The organism is Blautia sp. TM10-2, assembly GCF_003480845.1.
GTDB lineage: Bacteria > Bacillota > Clostridia > Lachnospirales > Lachnospiraceae > Fusicatenibacter > Fusicatenibacter saccharivorans.
The window spans coordinates 63333-78409 of record NZ_QUJZ01000009.1 but is presented as its reverse complement, the minus strand read 5'-3'; the positions used below and the strand labels follow the sequence as shown (position 1 = coordinate 78409).

The 15077-nt window shown below is 48.1% G+C and carries 16 protein-coding genes, 1 tRNA gene and 2 riboswitches; of the genes, 10 read left to right on the top strand and 7 right to left on the bottom strand.

Features of this window, described 5'->3' with window-relative positions; translation table 11 throughout:
- Nucleotides 1-41: 41 nt before the first annotated feature.
- The 5 genes from DXD92_RS10440 to DXD92_RS18560 all read right to left on the bottom strand — a co-directional run bounded on the left by DXD92_RS10440 (nt 42) and on the right by DXD92_RS18560 (nt 4105).
- Nucleotides 42-944, bottom strand: coding sequence for a ParB/RepB/Spo0J family partition protein (locus DXD92_RS10440; protein WP_005334867.1), 903 nt, complete (start codon nt 942-944; stop codon nt 42-44).
- Nucleotides 934-1719, bottom strand: coding sequence for a ParA family protein (locus DXD92_RS10435; RefSeq protein ID WP_005334870.1), 786 nt, complete (start codon nt 1717-1719; stop codon nt 934-936). Before DXD92_RS10435 ends, DXD92_RS10440 begins: the two co-directional genes overlap by 11 nt.
- A 14-nt stretch (nt 1720-1733) precedes the next feature.
- On the bottom strand, nt 1734-2699 hold the full coding sequence (locus DXD92_RS10430) for a ParB/RepB/Spo0J family partition protein (protein ID WP_005334872.1): 966 nt from the start codon (nt 2697-2699) through the stop codon (nt 1734-1736).
- 326 nt (nt 2700-3025) lie between these two features.
- A tRNA-Arg gene (locus DXD92_RS10420) sits at nt 3026-3099 on the bottom strand.
- A gap of 862 nt (nt 3100-3961) precedes the next feature.
- A complete protein-coding gene (locus DXD92_RS18560; RefSeq protein ID WP_158565922.1) occupies nt 3962-4105 on the bottom strand; it encodes a hypothetical protein in 144 nt (47 codons plus the stop codon).
- 109 nt (nt 4106-4214) lie between these two features.
- Nucleotides 4215-4290, top strand: a riboswitch (cyclic di-GMP riboswitch).
- 18 nt (nt 4291-4308) lie between these two features.
- Here DXD92_RS18560 and DXD92_RS10415 point away from each other — a divergent pair.
- Both DXD92_RS10415 and DXD92_RS10410 read left to right on the top strand, forming a co-directional pair.
- Nucleotides 4309-4449, top strand: coding sequence for a response regulator (locus tag DXD92_RS10415; RefSeq protein ID WP_117805130.1), 141 nt, complete (start codon nt 4309-4311; stop codon nt 4447-4449).
- 174 nt (nt 4450-4623) lie between these two features.
- A complete protein-coding gene (locus DXD92_RS10410) occupies nt 4624-5622 on the top strand; it encodes a DUF3878 family protein (RefSeq protein ID WP_117805129.1) in 999 nt (332 codons plus the stop codon).
- A gap of 300 nt (nt 5623-5922) precedes the next feature.
- Here the strand turns inward: DXD92_RS10410 and DXD92_RS10405 are convergent, their stop codons facing one another.
- Nucleotides 5923-7254, bottom strand: coding sequence for an MATE family efflux transporter (locus DXD92_RS10405; protein ID WP_242991195.1), 1332 nt, complete (start codon nt 7252-7254; stop codon nt 5923-5925).
- A gap of 164 nt (nt 7255-7418) precedes the next feature.
- Nucleotides 7419-8255: an AIM24 family protein gene (locus DXD92_RS10400; RefSeq protein WP_117805128.1), complete on the bottom strand. Its 837-nt coding sequence runs from the start codon at nt 8253-8255 to the stop codon at nt 7419-7421.
- 195 nt (nt 8256-8450) lie between these two features.
- On the opposite strand from DXD92_RS10400, the gene DXD92_RS10395 reads away from it, so the two are divergent.
- The 8 genes from DXD92_RS10395 (at nt 8451) to DXD92_RS10360 (ending at nt 14947) form a co-directional block, all read left to right on the top strand.
- The gene (locus DXD92_RS10395; RefSeq protein ID WP_117510517.1) at nt 8451-9020 is read left to right on the top strand and encodes a GNAT family N-acetyltransferase; all 570 of its coding nucleotides are present in this window, start codon (nt 8451-8453) and stop codon (nt 9018-9020) included.
- Nucleotides 9017-9568, top strand: coding sequence for a hypothetical protein (locus DXD92_RS10390; protein ID WP_117805127.1), 552 nt, complete (start codon nt 9017-9019; stop codon nt 9566-9568). The genes DXD92_RS10395 and DXD92_RS10390 overlap by 4 nt, the downstream gene beginning before the upstream one ends.
- Nucleotides 9555-10160: a class I SAM-dependent methyltransferase gene (locus DXD92_RS10385; RefSeq protein ID WP_117805126.1), complete on the top strand. Its 606-nt coding sequence runs from the start codon at nt 9555-9557 to the stop codon at nt 10158-10160. The genes DXD92_RS10390 and DXD92_RS10385 overlap by 14 nt, the downstream gene beginning before the upstream one ends.
- A 72-nt stretch (nt 10161-10232) precedes the next feature.
- Nucleotides 10233-10649 carry a hypothetical protein gene (locus tag DXD92_RS18730; protein WP_173827430.1) on the top strand — a complete coding sequence of 139 codons (417 nt, stop codon included), beginning with the start codon at nt 10233-10235 and terminating at the stop codon, nt 10647-10649.
- A gap of 41 nt (nt 10650-10690) precedes the next feature.
- On the top strand, nt 10691-11101 hold the full coding sequence (locus tag DXD92_RS10375) for a peptide deformylase (protein ID WP_117805125.1): 411 nt from the start codon (nt 10691-10693) through the stop codon (nt 11099-11101).
- A 43-nt stretch (nt 11102-11144) separates the two neighbouring features.
- A complete protein-coding gene (locus tag DXD92_RS10370) occupies nt 11145-11270 on the top strand; it encodes a maltose acetyltransferase domain-containing protein (RefSeq protein WP_117510523.1) in 126 nt (41 codons plus the stop codon).
- Between the two features lie 104 nt (nt 11271-11374).
- A riboswitch (Lysine riboswitch) is annotated at nt 11375-11549 on the top strand.
- A 185-nt stretch (nt 11550-11734) separates the two neighbouring features.
- Nucleotides 11735-13213: an alanine/glycine:cation symporter family protein gene (locus tag DXD92_RS10365; protein ID WP_118640538.1), complete on the top strand. Its 1479-nt coding sequence runs from the start codon at nt 11735-11737 to the stop codon at nt 13211-13213.
- A gap of 117 nt (nt 13214-13330) precedes the next feature.
- Nucleotides 13331-14947 carry an amidohydrolase gene (locus DXD92_RS10360; protein WP_118640513.1) on the top strand — a complete coding sequence of 539 codons (1617 nt, stop codon included), beginning with the start codon at nt 13331-13333 and terminating at the stop codon, nt 14945-14947.
- Nucleotides 14948-15077 lie beyond the last annotated feature (130 nt).

Here is a 15077-nt window from a genome sequence, read left to right as displayed (position 1 = left end):
TTTAAACTTCTTTGACATTGTTTTCTTAGCTTTTTCTCTCCTTAACAGGACTGTTCCTGCATCCACTTTTCTAATAATGATTCAATCACCTGCTCCATATCTTTGGCTGTATAATCATCCGGAAAATACTTTGTCAGTTTCTTTTCTGAGAAAGTAAGAGACCGGGATACTTTCTTTGCCATCACACAGTTATTGAAAATCGATAACATCTGAATCTGATTGATTGGTCCATCATTCAGCTGATTTCTGAGTGCTGCAATCTGTTTTGGTTTGATGAATCCGGTGTCGCTGATATATTCGTAGATCCATCCCTGTACTTCCTTATCGATGTAGGAGATATTGACAGCAACCGTAAACTGAAGCTTCTTGTTATCTACCAGATCAAGAAGTTCCGGAATAAGTTCTGTTAATCGTACAAATCTTTGAACCTGAGCTCTACTTTCCCCAACTTGCTTGCTCAAGACTTCATCAGATCTCAACTTCGTCTCATTTTGAGACAAAGTTAAATCTGTTCTAACTCCCTGTCTTTTCATTGCCTCTAGTTTCATCTTATAAGCAAATGCTTTCTCACTCGGCAACAATTCCTCTCGCTGAATGTTAGCATCCACCATAGCCACAATGGCATCATCATCCGATAATTCTCTTACGATTGCCGGAATAGTTGTAAGTCCTGCAAGCTGTGCTGCATGCATTCTTCTGTGACCGGATACCATTTCATATTCTTCATTATCATCCATTCGAAGCAGTACCGGTGTCAGTACTCCATTGATCCTTACACTTTCAACCAGATCCTGCATCTTTTCATCATCCAGCACCTTGAACGGATGATTTTTAAACGGATGGATCTTACTGATCTCTATCTCCATTGCAGATTCTTCATTTACCACACCAAGCAGTTCATCAATGCTTGCCAGTTTAATCTTTTCGCCACTTCTATTTTTCATTTTTCAAAACCTCCTGTGTTAAGTTCTTATATGCTTCGGCAACTTTTCCTTTCGGGCAGTGCATGTAGATGCTTTTTCCCTCTGCACTGGTCTCAGCTGCTTTTACAGACATCGGAATCACATTTTCAAATACTTCTATCTGGCTTCCGTATGTTGTATGTACTCTCGATGCAATGTCCCTTGCGTAATTGGTTCTGAAATCAACCATAGTCAACAGAATGCCCTCAATCGCCAGTTTCCGGTTCAGCCTTTTCTTTACTGTAAGAATGGTCTTGATCAGCTGCTGAAGTCCTTTCACCGGCAGATATGCGGCCTGTACAGGTATCAGCACGGAATCGGAAGAGACCAGTGCATTGATTGTCATCATACCAAGACTTGGCATACAGTCGATCAGGATATAATCGTATCGGCCTCTTATCGCATCGATATATTCCTTCATGATCATTTCTCTGCTCATAACATTTCCCATCGTTACTTCCAGGGCAGAAAGCTCAATATTTGCCGGAAGTAGATCTACATTTTCCTGGTGATGTAAGATACCATCTTCCAGAGAGATTTCTTCTTCGTTAATGACATCCATCATAATCGTTGCCAGTGTGATGCGAAGATCATCCGGTTCCTCATATCCAAGACTTGCGGTTAAACTTCCCTGTGGATCCGCGTCGATCAGCAACACTTTCTTACCTTCTCTTGCCAGTCCAATGCCTACATTTACGGTTGTGGTGGTCTTTCCGACGCCACCTTTCTGGTTTACTACGGATATAACTTTACACATGATTTCTTCCTCCTTTAACTATCCCATGATTCTTTTTTCCATAATTTCAACAGTGCCAGTATTTCCCGTTTCATCATTGCCGGTGTATAAGAATTTGGAAAATACTTGTGCAACTGCTCGTTTGTGAATGCCACTCTTGTGATCTCACCCTTTTTCACTTCACACATGATCTCTTCCATCTTTTCCAGTGACAACTGTTTTTCTTTACTCAGTTGCCGGATCCTCTGGGCCTGTGAGAGTGATGGGATTGCCTGTGCATACTCCATTGCTACAAGCAGTTCTCTTTGTTCTTTTTCACTTAATGCAGCTATCTCTACAGCCGGACAAAAAGAAATGATCTCATCATCCAGTTTCTGCAACATTTCCGGTATCAGTTTTGTCAGTGAGATATAACGCTGCACTTGTTTTGGGCTATCACCACAATCTTCACTGATGATTTCTATTGCCCGCTTTCTTGGTGTTTTGTGGTCAACTTGGCTCTTTTTTCGACCACTTTTTCTTTTTAATACGTCATTCTTCAGTTTGTAAGCAAAAGCTTTTTCACTGTAGCTGATCCGTTCTCTGTGAAGATTGGAATCTACCATGCTCAAGATGGAATCATCTTCACTTAATACCCGGATGATTACCGGTACTTTACGGTATCCCAGTTTCTCCGCAGCATGTTTTCTTCTGTGGCCGGATATGATCTCATAGTATCCATCCGGTACCGGTCTGACGATCAGCGGATTTAATATTCCATACTTTTCAATGCTTTCCTGCAGAAGAAACATTTCCTTATCATCCTTCACCTGAAACGGATGCTCTTTGAACGGTCGAAGACGCTCAATCTCAATTTCTATGATTCTTTCTTCGTTTTCTTCTGATTGTCTGTTTGGTTCAGTCATCTTGACTCCTTTCCTCCAGGATTCAGGAAATAAAAAATGCCTGCCTGGAACTTTTATAGATAGTAAAGTTCCAAACAGACATTGCTGTTTGACCATTAGCTGTAGCTAATAGAATTGAATACTGTTTCAGCTAATTCATGTTTGCAGGTTTGGGAGAGATTGTTTCTTTTCCCGCCTTTTCTCTGATTTACATCCCCGAATAAGGGGTGACAACAGAGCGGAACCCAAATGTTAGCTGAACTTCCTAAAACCCATGTTTGCAAACCGGTAATTTTGATTAGCTGTCAGCTAACAAAAATCAGATTGCGTTAGCTGGAAATTGATCATTTTGAATGGAATTTCGTGTCACGAACGTGATTTGAAAATAACAAAAGCGTTCGTTGTCAGCTAATCCAGCTAACATTTTCGAACGCTTTGAAGCCCGTCGCCAAGAGGATTTGAACCTCCGACCCCTCGCTTAGGAGGCGAGTGCTCTATCCAGCTGAGCTATGACGACACATGCCGCAAACCCTTGATTTTACTGGGTTTCTGGGATTTTTCCCTTCGGCCATATATAAGATTATCAACTCTTTTTTGAGTTGTCAATCTACAGATTTTTTTGAGTTGGTAACATTAGAACGTTCCCCAATTTGGTGAATGCTTTGTTGTCACCTTTGGCATTTTTCAGAATAGATTCGAACTGAAAGTTGTTTTTCATTTTTTCCCTTTGGGGAATGCCTCGGCTTTCTCTTAGGAGGCGTGTGCTCTATCCAGCTGAGCTACTGAGACATTTTTAAGATTTATGCAATTTTCATTGCTCGAAGGAATCGAACAATCTGCCGCTTAGGAGGCGGTCGCTCTATCCAGCTGAGCTACGGAAACATCTTTAAAATCTATTCAATTTTAGTCTTAAACTTACTCAATGTCAATCGCCTTTGCCCGAAAGGCGGTCGTTATAACATATTCTTAGGAGGCGAGTGCTCTATCCAGCTGAGCTATGACGACACATGCCGCAAACCCTTGATTTTACTGGGTTTCTGGGATTTTTCCCTTCGGCCATATATAAGATTATCAACTCTTTTTCGAGTTGTCAATCTACAGATTTTTTTACTTTGGTAACATTAGAACGTTCCCCAAATTGGGGAATGCTTTGTTGTCACCTTTGGCATTTTTCAGAATAGATTCGAACTGAAAGTTGTTTTTCATTTTTTCCCTTTGGGGAATGCCTCGGCTTTCTCTTAGGAGGGGGACGCTCTATCCTGCTGAGCTACAGAAACAAGAATTATAAATGTTTCAGCCAGGTCAGAAACAAAAATATTATACTATATTTTTGCTGCTTTTTCAAGACGAAACACATACTTGCGATTCCGCAGTTTACTTCAGGAATTTTCCATTGTGAGTACCTGATAAATTCTCTTATAGGCTTTTTCATAGGTCCAGCAGCCTTCGACATTGTTGTAGTATTCATTATTTTTTTCGACAACATATTCTAAATCGTTTTCTGTTATGAGTCTGTATTTCATCGTACACCTCCAATGTTAAAAACAGTAATCTGCCAAAATCCAGAGGTCATTATATCATATTCCGATGGGAAAGGAGAAGAGAGTCTTACAGCAATGAATTAAAATAAAAAAAGAATCTCGGCAAAGCAGTCGAAAGGCTGTGACGCAAAGCTACAGGGCCTGTAAAATGGCAGCCAGCTGCGTAAATATGGAACATTTCGGTGATGGATGGCATCGAGGCGACGAAAAAAATTCGAAACAGTGTGCGTGAGGACAATGATGTTCCGATTTTTGCGATGACAGCAAATACCTTTGCAACGGACCGCAAGCGGTGCGCGGACGCGGGCATATTCCGAAACCGGTGAATTTAAAAGAGATTCAGACGACGCTGGACGAGAAAGTGCGGACGGCATGCGCCGGATAACGGGACGGATTAATAACAGAAAAATTTGGAGAAGGGGCTCTACTGCTTTGGATTGCAGTGGAGCCTTTTTATGGTGTATCATAGGAAGTAAAAGAAAACAGGGGAGAATCACGGAATGGAAATTGCAGAAAATATCACATGGACCGAGGAACTGGAAAGGCTGGATGTGCTTCTTTCGCAGGGGCAGTTCGAGCTGCTGCTTCCGGGTGAGCGGTACGGTGGAGGAGAAAAGGAGATCTGGCTTGTCTATCTGATGAACGATGCGGCAGAGAGCTTTCTCGTTTTTCATGACGCGGAGCTGACGGGAACGTATCAGAAGGAATACGAGGGAGAAATAGATGCTGCACTGGAAAAAGACGGGGAGCAGTACGTTCTGATCGTGCGGCAGGGAGAGACGGTGTGCACGCTGTTTTTCAGCCGCCTTTCACTGGAAGTGCATCTGTTTGATTACGGAAAAACGGGTCATTTCTGGGTGGACGGATACGAGTATCTGCGGCAGATTGAGTTCCGTATTGCGATCCTGCGGGACAAGCTGGAATACCTCGGCGAGGCGTTCTGCACCGAGGAAGAAATGCGTCTGGCATCGCTGGCCAATTTCCCGCCGCTCAATTTCTGCTGCTACCCGGCCGTGCCGGATCAGTATCTCGTACCGTCATGCCCGTGGTGGGAAGCGACGGAAGAGGCAATTACGGAGATGAAAAAACTGGCATCGGAGGCAGGCGATAAAGTGCTGCTGTGGTATCTTGCACTTTATGAAAAATGGCAGGGAAAACTCCTCGCAAAACAGATCGCAAAACTGCTGCATACGAGCCGCCACGCGAAAGTCGTGGATTTACTGGAAAAAAAACTGGCCCGCGAAGCACAGAATTATCCGAAACGACGCTTCACCGGCGAAGAAGGAACCCAGATCCGAAAAATCCAGGAGCAGGCAATGAAACGGAAAAAGATACTGGAAGCCGAAGGAAAACGCGCATCATTGCTGCGCGAGGAGCCATTCTTTTATGCACGGGATTCGGTGGAATATAAGGTCCATCTGATGATCTGGGGAACGAGAGGGAAAGAGCGGGTTGTGGAGGTTGAGACGTTTAAAATTTCCAGAACGCAACGGCAATGATCAGCTCCTTTACGGATGAGCCGGAAGTGATTCAGTTTTAATACCAGTAGACAAGAAGTCCCCCGCTTCTAAAGTGGTGGGATGAATTGTTAAAAGAAACATAACGGCAGTGGCGGGCGGAGAGAAATCGGTATCCTCCACAGACATGAGGCAAGTCACAGTCGAACTATTTTCGACATGTCAGACTCCGTGAAAATACCGACTGTGAATTGAAACAAGGGATAAGGTAAAATAGAAAGCGCTTATTTGAGGCGGGAATGAAATCTCAAATAAGCGCTTTTTCTATACGCTGCCGCCAAGTCAGGCTGCGGGCAGTTTATAATATTTCGATGTATGCTGGCGGTAGAGCAGCAGCAATCCGCGGATGCAGAGCTCGATAGCCATGGCGATCCACATGCCGCGCAGGCCGAGCGGGGTGATGAGAAGCACCGCGAGACCGAGGCGGATGACCCAGATGCTGCCAAGGTTCAGAAGGCTTGGCACAAACGTATCGCCTGTTCCGCGGAGGGCTCCGGCGGCAACGATGGAAGCGCCGAAAAACGGCTCGGCGAGCAGTTCGATGCGGAGTACCTCGGCGGCAAACGAGCGCACCTGCGGGTCAGGAGTCAGAATGCTAAAGACGAACGGACAGAAGATCATCATCAGACCTCCAGTGATGGCCATCAGGACTGCGCCCATGGCAATGCAGATATTTCCGTAGCGTTTCGCCAGCTTGTAATTTCCGGCGCCGTAGCTTCTGCCGACGAGCGTTGTCGCGGCGGAACCGATGCCGTAGCCTGGCATGTAGCAGAGGCCTTCGGCGGTGACGGCGAACGAATTGGCCGCAATCGCAATGGAGCCGAGCGGGGCAATCAGCATGGTGGCAGCAACCATGGCGCTGTTCATCGCGATTTCCTGTACGGCAACCGGCACACCGATTTTGAATGCAGTTTTCAGAATTTTCGTATCAAAAACCGTTTTTTCCTTCCGGCGGAGACGCAGCCGCGGATTGCGGACACAACAGAACCAGGCACCCGTGAGGCTGATGACGGCGCAGGCCAGCATCGTTCCCATACCGGCACCCATGACACCGAAAACCGGAATCAAAAGAGCATTGAAAATGATATCGAGCACGCACATGACGGCATTTAAAATACTGGGCGTCACCATATCACCGCTGCACTGCAGGAAGGACGACATCAGCGAGTTGAGCTGGGAAAACGGAAGCATGATGGCAAACATCATAAAATAGAGCGTGGCATTCCGCCGGATCTCCTGCGCACCGCCGAGCCACCCCGGCAGCGGATGACTGATCAGAAGCCCGATCAGGCACAAAACAGCCGACACAACAAGCGCGGACGCGATGCCATGCCGCACAACATCCCTTGCCTTCTTGTCATGATTTCCCCCGATCTGATGCGCTACCTGAACAGAAAAACCGGCTGAAACCGCATAAATCGTACCGCTGAGGAGCCACGTCGTCGACGAAACCAGTCCGATCGCCGCCGAAGCATTCGCCCCAAGCGCGCCGACCATCGCGGAATCAATGTATTGCATCGCAATCGTAGTAATCTGTGTAAGAATCGCAGGCAGACTTAATCGCCCGACCTGCTGAATCTGCGGTTTCAGTTCAGTCCAGTTTATTCTATTCATCATTTTCTCCAGAACATGTATTTTATCGTATGGTTTTTCTTAAGAATGTAAAGATAAATGCGTATTTTACGCTAACATGTTTTGAAGAAAGTGTCAATCAAAAACGAGGTTTAATTTGACTTTTTTCTATGCGTATTAGGCATAGGGGCGGAGAGGATTCGAATTTAATTTTCCGGCGGAAGGTTGTTCTTCACAGCGGGGTTCGCCTGGGTCGTGTTGGTTGCAGTCGGCAGGGAATCTGTCGGGGCGACCGGGCTCATGAGGACGCGGCCGGTTCCGCGGTAGACGTTGACGAGGCCTTCACCGCTGACGGCGGATCCGACGAGGGTTCCGGTGGAGCGCTCTACGGTGAAATCAAGGTTGGAGGACCAGCAGACGGCGAGGTTTCCATCGATTTTCAGTTCGTCGTTTTCGAGTTCGACTTCGATCAGCTCGTCCTCAGGTACGTTGCTTTCGAGGGCAACGGCGCCTCTGCCGACGAGGCTCAGATTGAAGAAGCCTTCGCCGCCGAGGACAGCGGAGGAAATGCTCTTGCGGGCGGTCAGTTTGGTTTTGACTCTGCCGTCGCAGGCGAGGAACATGCCGTCCTCAATCGTCATTCCGGAGGAGCCCCATTTCTCGACATCCACAAGAATGATGTATTTGTAGGTCGGTTCCAGCACGAGATATCCGTCGCCGACGTACTCCGGTTTTACGGCAGATTCCTTTGTCATGGCGCCTTTGATGGCCTTTCCGAACAGGTCGCCGATCCCTTTGATTCCGGCGGTCGCCTGTACATGGCCGCCCATCCACTGCATCGCACCGGACTGGATAATCGCGGAGTGCTCCTTGTCCAGTTCAATGACAACCTGGCGGCGGCGCACATTCATTTTGCTCATGTAATACTCCTCCATGGCAGTCATCGGCGAGACGCTGGAATCCTGGAGATATTCCATGACGTGGAAATTTTCGATGGACTTGGTGAATTTCCGGTTTTCGTTTTCGAGATTTAAAATTTTCATAGGCACGTTCCTTTCTTTCATTAAGAAGAAAAATAGTGATCCGTCTTGTTTCTTTTATTATACAGGAAAGAAAGCAAAGAGCACAGAAAAATTTAGAAAAAAAGGAAATCTGGAAATCATGTTGTCCATTTTTCAGCGGAGTGATAAGATAAAGTTCAGAAAACGCAAGCAGTACGGTCAGAGGAGGAGTTTATTATGAGTACAATTACTGTCAGAGATGCAAAAATAGAGGATGCCGCACGCATTCTGGAGATTTATGCTTACTATGTAGAATACACCGTCATTTCTTTCGAGTGGGACGTGCCGTCTCTGGAAGAATTTGAGAACCGCATGCGTGATATCATGAAAAAATATCCATACCTCGTCATCGAGCAGGATGGAAAAATCGAAGGTTATGCATACGCACATGCCTTTGTCGGCCGCGCCGCATACGACTGGTCGAGCGAGCTGACCATTTATCTCGATCACAATGCAAGAAAAGGAGGCCTTGGCCGGAGACTGTATGAAGAGCTGGCGGACCGCCTGAAAAAAATGGGCATTCTGAACCTCTACGCCTGCATCGGCTATCCGCAGGTCGAGGATGAATATCTGACGAAAAACAGCGCCGAGTTCCATGCGCATCTCGGATTCGAACTCGTGGGAACCTTCCACAACTGCGGCTACAAATTCGACCGCTGGTACGATATGGTCTGGATGGAAAAAATCATCGGCGAGCCGCACGCGGGACAGCCGGCAGTAAAATCATATAGTGAGATAAAAGAATGAGCACAATAACAACGTATACAAGAAAACATTTTGACCCTGTGCATCCCGCTCCGGAACTGCTCTGTGTGGAGGATTTTGCGCATGCGCTGCCGATGATCTGCCGCGGAAACGGCCATGTGACGACGTTCTGGTCAGTGGGAGAGCACTGCATCTGCTGTGCGAAAGAGGCGGCCGCGCGCGGCTATTCCCGGCGGCTGGTGCTGGCGTGCCTTCTGCATGACGCGAGCGAGTGTTACATGTCGGACGTGCCGCGGCCATTAAAACAGGAAATGCCGCGGTACCGCGAGATCGAGGACCATCTGCTTTCGGTGATTTATGAGAAATATCTTGGCAGTGATCTGACGGCGGAGGAGCAGCGGATGATGAAACAGATCGACAATGATCTGCTGTGGTACGATTTGACGAATCTGCTGGAGGAGCCGCAGGAGGGGGATGCACCGAAGCTTCACATCACGCTGGACTACGCGGTGCGGCCGTTTGATGCGGTGGAACAGGAGTATCTGGAATTATTCGAACAGTATCGGGAGACGGGCGATGAGAGAGGATAAAAACGAAAACCGCTGGGACAAGCTGCTTCAGATCCACACAATGGGGCGGGACGACAGCCGGTCGGATCTGTACCGGTATCCGTATGAGCCGACCCCGTACTGCGTGCTGGAGCGGATGGCAAACACGGGGATGATCCGAAAGGGAAATACGCTGCTCGATTACGGATGCGGAAAGGGCCGCGTAGATTTCTTCTTATCGGCGCAGACCCGGTGCCAGTCCATCGGTGTGGAGTATGATGAGCGGATTTATGCGAAGGCAATGGAAAACAAAAAGGCGGCGGCCTCTGGTGCGCGGACGGAGTTTGTGCTGGAGAGCGCCGAAAATTTTCCCGTTCCTGCGGAAGTGGACCGGGTGTATTTTTTTAACCCGTTTTCGCTTGAAATCTTAAGAAAAGCGATGGCAAGACTGCTGGAATCGTACTACGAAAATCCGCGGGAGATCCAGCTGTTTTTCTATTACCCGTCGGATGCTTATATCTCGTATCTGATGACGGTGCCGGAACTGGAATTTCTCGATGAGATCGACTGTATGGATCTGTTTCCGGGCGGGGATAGCCGGGAGCGGGTTGTGATTTTTACGATTCAGGAATAAAAAGTTTTGTAACAGCAAAAACCGTGTGGAATACAAAAAAGCATGAATTATATTTGAAGAAAGGGCGTTTTTATGAAATATCAGGTAATGCGAATTGAGGAAGACCTTGATTTCGGCTGTGAGGAGCGCGGTGCCGACGAGCCTGTCATGGCAGTTGTTGTTTTGAAAGATGAAAACGGAACAGAATCGCGCATCCGCCAGGAGGATCAGATGCTGTATGACTGGAACATCGAGGAGGGCGACACCGTTATTCTGAATGAAAACGGCGAATTGCGAAAAGTACTCTCCGGTGATTGGACGCAGAATTGCAATTCGAAAAATGTAGATACGACAAAATTCGTCAACATGATGCAGGCCGTCAAAGCCGGAAAACAGATTGACTGGATCTGTCCGTTCTGCAGCGGAACAGTAGAACGATTGGAGCAGAAAGGCGGAAAAAACGTAATCGGATGCACATCGTGCGATATGTGGATTCAAATAGAAAATTAAACGATTTTGGCCTTTAAGGCCGAAAGAGAAAGGAAACACAAATGGTAAAACCAATTATGAGAGACGTTCTCTTCCTCGGACAGAAATCCGTCCCGGCGACAGAGGAAGATCTGCAGGTGGGAAGAGATCTGCAGGACACACTGGCAGCAAACCGCGAGGCATGCGTCGGCATGGCGGCAAATATGATCGGCGTGAAAAAACGCATCATCATCGTAAACGCCGGATTCCGCGACATCATCATGTTCAACCCGGTGATCGTCCGCAAAAGCGGCCCCTACGAAACAGAAGAAGGCTGCCTTTCCCTGCCAGGCGTGCGGAAAACAAAGCGGTACCAGAACATCGAAATCGAATACTACGACTGGAACTGGAAAAAACAACGCCAGAAATTCACCGGCTGGCCAGCCCAGATCTGCCAGCATGAGATGGATCATCTGGAAGGGATACTTATTTAGATCCTACAGCAGACAGGAGGACAGTATGACAGACAGAGAATGAATGGTAAAAGGAATCATTTACAACCCGAATGTGGAAGAGCTGGCCAAAGAGCAGTCCGGCTATATGGAGCGTCTGTGGAAGTTCAACCAGCTGAAGCCGTCAGAGGGAGACAAGAAAGTCAAATAAATCAGGACAAATTTCGAAAATATAAAATTTTTGTAAAATAATGTCGAAAAAACGATTGACAAGTAGCGAAAAGAAACATATGATAATACCTGTCAATATACATATTCGGCAATAGAGGCGCGAAGGCTAAGAGTAGCTGTCCTGAGACAACGGGGTCTGGGACGGGCAGGGAAAGGAGCATTCGCCGAAACGGGGCAGTTCCCGAAAAACTGTCTGCGTTGGGGTACAGTCGAACAGGCTGTGCACTCTCACCGTACTGGTGGAGGAGCTATTGCTTCATGAACGTAGATTTAATGGAGCAGTGGTGAAGACCGCTGCTCTTTTTATTGTACTGCAATTGGAACCGTGACAAAAGGTTCCAGGGGTGGAAATCTGTTTGGTTGGAGAACGAAAGACGAAACGGGTGTTACAGGATACGTCTGAAGAAAACTGTTGCCGGAAAAGAAAAAAGGGAGGATTTTGACATGATAGCATTTCTTAACTGGCTGGACGGTGTCCTTTGGGGCGTGCCGCTGATCGCGCTGATGATTCTGACCGGTCTGTACTTTACCGTTCGTTCTGGATTTTTCCAGTTCCGTCACTTTGGCTGGATTATGAAGAGAACCGGCGGAAAACTGTTCCAGAAAGAAGACGAAGCAAGTGAAGGAAAGGGTATGCTTTCCTCGTTTGAGGCGATTTCGACCGCTATCGGCGGTACCGTAGGATTCGGTAATATCGCCGGTGTTGCAACTGCAGTTGCAGCAGGCGGCCCGGGAGCCATTATGTGGATGTGGCTTTCGTCTCTGCTTGGTATGATATTAAAACAGGTTGAGGTTACCCTCGGCTGCTACTACCGTCACACCAACGAAAAAGGTGAGTACTACGGCGGTCCGACTTACTACATGGAGTGCGGACTTGGCGAGGAGCGCCACTGGGGCAAGCTGTGGCTGATCCCGGCGCTCATCTTCGGCATCGGTATTTTCTCCACCTTCTTCGTAACCTCTTCCAACCTGACCGCATCTCAGGTCGTAGCCGGTGCGTTCGGTATTGAGAATATCAATCTTGGAAGCTTCAAAGTAGAAGGCGTTATCGTGATGGGCGTTCTGCTCTGCATTCTGACCTATGTCGTTACAAGCGGCGGTACGAAGAAAATCGCAAGTCTGTTCAGCAAGCTCGTTCCATTTATGAGCGTTCTTTATATCTTGATGGGACTTGGCATGATCATCATCAACATCAACCGCGTTCCTGGCGTATTTGCAGCCATCGTAACAAACGCATTTACCGGAACAGCAGCGATCGGCGGTTTTGCCGGCTGCGCAGTCAGCGAGATTATCCGTGTGGGTATGGCGCGTTCCGTATACTCCAATGAGGCTGGATGGGGTACTTCTCCAATGATCCATGCTTCCGCAAAAACACCGCATCCGGTAGAGCAGGGTCTGTGGGGATCTTTCGAGGTATTCTTTGATACCATGGTTATCTGTACGATCACCGCACTTTCCGTTATCTTAAGCGGAAACTGGACCGACGGAACGAACGGCGGAACACTTGCTTTAAGTGCATTTGCAAGCGGATTCGGCAAATTTGGAAGCATCCTTCTGGCAGTCATCATGGTCATTTTCACTGTAACGACTTCCGGCGGATGGTTCACCTACTATCTGGCAATTCTGGAGCATCTGTATAAAAAAGAAGGCAAGATGAAAGATATCGTCATGAAAGTCTTCTATGCAGTCCGCGCTCTGCCGGGCGTACTGTGGACGATCTATCTGGTAAAGACCAACAACCAGGGCTTTATCTGGACTGTCGTTGATATCACATCTGCGATCCCGACCTTCGTCAACGTAGCAGTGATCCTGATTCTCTCGAACCAGTATTTCAAACTGCTGAAAGACTACAAAGCAAGAAACTTCGGCCAGGGCACGGTAGACAAGAACGCCTGCCTGTTCTACGAAGAGAAAACGAAATAAAAAATATTCAAAAGCGAATCCAGACACGCAAGAGAATAGCGTGTCTGAATTTGTATATTGCGCAAATGGGCAGAAAAGAATAGAATCAAATTTAGATGACAGTAGGAGGATAATGATATGAAAACAATTTACAAAAACGGAGCTGTCTACACCGGAAAACTGCCGCTTGTCGAAGCGTTTGCAGTAGAAGACGGCAAATTTGTTTTCGCCGGAAGCAGCGCAGAGGCAGATGCCCTTGCAGCAGCCGGCGACAAAGTTGTAGACCTCGGCGGAAAATTCGTCTGCAGCGGTTTTAACGACAGCCATATGCACCTTTTAAATTATGGAGGCTCCCTGCTGAAAGCGCAGCTTGCCGCACATACCGAAAGCCTGGAAGATATGCTCGCCTGTCTCGACACCTTCCAGAAAGAGCATCCGCGAAAAGACGGCGCATGGCTGATGGGCCGCGGCTGGAATCAGGATTACTTCACGGACGTGGACCGCATGCCGAACCGCTACGATCTTGACCGCGTATCAACCGAAGTTCCGATCTGCGCGACGAGAGCGTGCGGCCACTGCCTCGTAGTCAACAGCAAAGCGCTGGAACTCCTCGGCGTCACCGCAGATACCCCGCAGCCGGAGGGCGGAGAGATCGGTATGGAAAACGGTGAGCCGGACGGAAGATTCTTCGACAATGCAATGGAACCGGTTTACGACAGTATTCCGGTGCCGAGCAAAGAGGAAATCAAAGATATGATCCGCAGCGCCTGCAAAGCCCTGAACAGCTACGGCGTCACCAGCAGCCAGAGTGATGATTACTGCGTTTACCGCGCCGTTCCGTGGCAGACCGTCAACGAGGCATACAAAGAACTCGAGGATTCCGGCGAGCTGACCGTCCGCGTTTACGAGCAGAGCAACTTTACCGATCTGGAATCCTTAAAAGGTTTCGTTGAGGCTGGAAATGTGACCGGCATCGGCACAGACCGCTTTAAAATCGGACCGCTGAAAATGCTCGGCGACGGCGCACTCGGTGCGAGAACAGCATTCCTCAGTCGCCCATACGCAGACGACCCGTCCACCTGCGGAATCCCGGTATTCACCCAGGAAACCATGGATGAGATGATCGGCTACGCCAATGCACACGGCATGCAGGCTGCAGTTCACACGATCGGTGATGCGTGCCTCGACCGCGTGTTAAGTGCCTATGAAAAAGCCCTTGCTGAAAACCCGAGAGAAGATCACCGCCACGGCATCGTGCACTGCCAGATCACAAGAGCCGATCAGCTTGAAAAAATCGCGAAAATGCATCTTCACGTTTATGCACAGAGCATCTTCCTCGATTACGATAACCATATCGTAGAGGAGCGCGTCGGCAAAGAGCTTGCAAGCACAAGCTACAGCTGGAAGACGCTGATGAACAACGGCGTCTCCGTCAGCAACGGAACCGACTGCCCGGTAGAGCTGCCGGATGCCCTCGCCTGCATGCAGTGCGCTGTCACAAGAACAACGCTGCGCGACCACGTCGGCCCGTACCTGCCGGATCAGAAATTCACCGTACAGGAAGCACTCGACAGTTACACAATCCGCAGCGCCGAGGCAAGTTTCGAGGAGAACGTGAAAGGCCAGATCGCAGAAGGCATGATGGCAGACTTCGTCGTACTGGGTCAGAATCCGTTTGAGGTGGATGAGAGCGCGATCAAAGACATTCCGGTGTGCCGGACGTATCTTGCTGGTGAACTGGTATATGAAGTATAAGGATATAACTCAAATGAGTAATAAATGTCAAATGAAAATTCATACAATGAAGGGAAAAACGTGAAATAAGATAACCTGAAAATAGTATGGAATAAAGGCAGAAACAGAGGAGAACCTCCTGCGGCGATGA

Excerpts from the sequence above, each read along its gene's own strand:
- DXD92_RS10440 (WP_005334867.1), bottom strand. The coding sequence starts at position 944 with ATGAAAAATAGAAGTGGCGAAAAGATTAAACTGGCAAGCATTGATGAA.
- DXD92_RS10435 (WP_005334870.1), bottom strand. The coding sequence starts at position 1,719 with ATGTGTAAAGTTATATCCGTAGTAAACCAGAAAGGTGGCGTCGGAAAG.
- DXD92_RS10430 (WP_005334872.1), bottom strand. The coding sequence starts at position 2,699 with ATGGTCAAACAGCAATGTCTGTTTGGAACTTTACTATCTATAAAAGTT.
- DXD92_RS18560 (WP_158565922.1), bottom strand. The coding sequence starts at position 4,105 with ATGAAATACAGACTCATAACAGAAAACGATTTAGAATATGTTGTCGAA.
- DXD92_RS10415 (WP_117805130.1), top strand. The coding sequence starts at position 4,309 with ATGGATGGCATCGAGGCGACGAAAAAAATTCGAAACAGTGTGCGTGAG.
- DXD92_RS10410 (WP_117805129.1), top strand. The coding sequence starts at position 4,624 with ATGGAAATTGCAGAAAATATCACATGGACCGAGGAACTGGAAAGGCTG.
- DXD92_RS10405 (WP_242991195.1), bottom strand. The coding sequence starts at position 7,254 with ATGAATAGAATAAACTGGACTGAACTGAAACCGCAGATTCAGCAGGTC.
- DXD92_RS10400 (WP_117805128.1), bottom strand. The coding sequence starts at position 8,255 with ATGAAAATTTTAAATCTCGAAAACGAAAACCGGAAATTCACCAAGTCC.
- DXD92_RS10395 (WP_117510517.1), top strand. The coding sequence starts at position 8,451 with ATGAGTACAATTACTGTCAGAGATGCAAAAATAGAGGATGCCGCACGC.
- DXD92_RS10390 (WP_117805127.1), top strand. The coding sequence starts at position 9,017 with ATGAGCACAATAACAACGTATACAAGAAAACATTTTGACCCTGTGCAT.
- DXD92_RS10385 (WP_117805126.1), top strand. The coding sequence starts at position 9,555 with ATGAGAGAGGATAAAAACGAAAACCGCTGGGACAAGCTGCTTCAGATC.
- DXD92_RS18730 (WP_173827430.1), top strand. The coding sequence starts at position 10,233 with ATGAAATATCAGGTAATGCGAATTGAGGAAGACCTTGATTTCGGCTGT.
- DXD92_RS10375 (WP_117805125.1), top strand. The coding sequence starts at position 10,691 with ATGGTAAAACCAATTATGAGAGACGTTCTCTTCCTCGGACAGAAATCC.
- DXD92_RS10370 (WP_117510523.1), top strand. The coding sequence starts at position 11,145 with ATGGTAAAAGGAATCATTTACAACCCGAATGTGGAAGAGCTGGCCAAA.
- DXD92_RS10365 (WP_118640538.1), top strand. The coding sequence starts at position 11,735 with ATGATAGCATTTCTTAACTGGCTGGACGGTGTCCTTTGGGGCGTGCCG.
- DXD92_RS10360 (WP_118640513.1), top strand. The coding sequence starts at position 13,331 with ATGAAAACAATTTACAAAAACGGAGCTGTCTACACCGGAAAACTGCCG.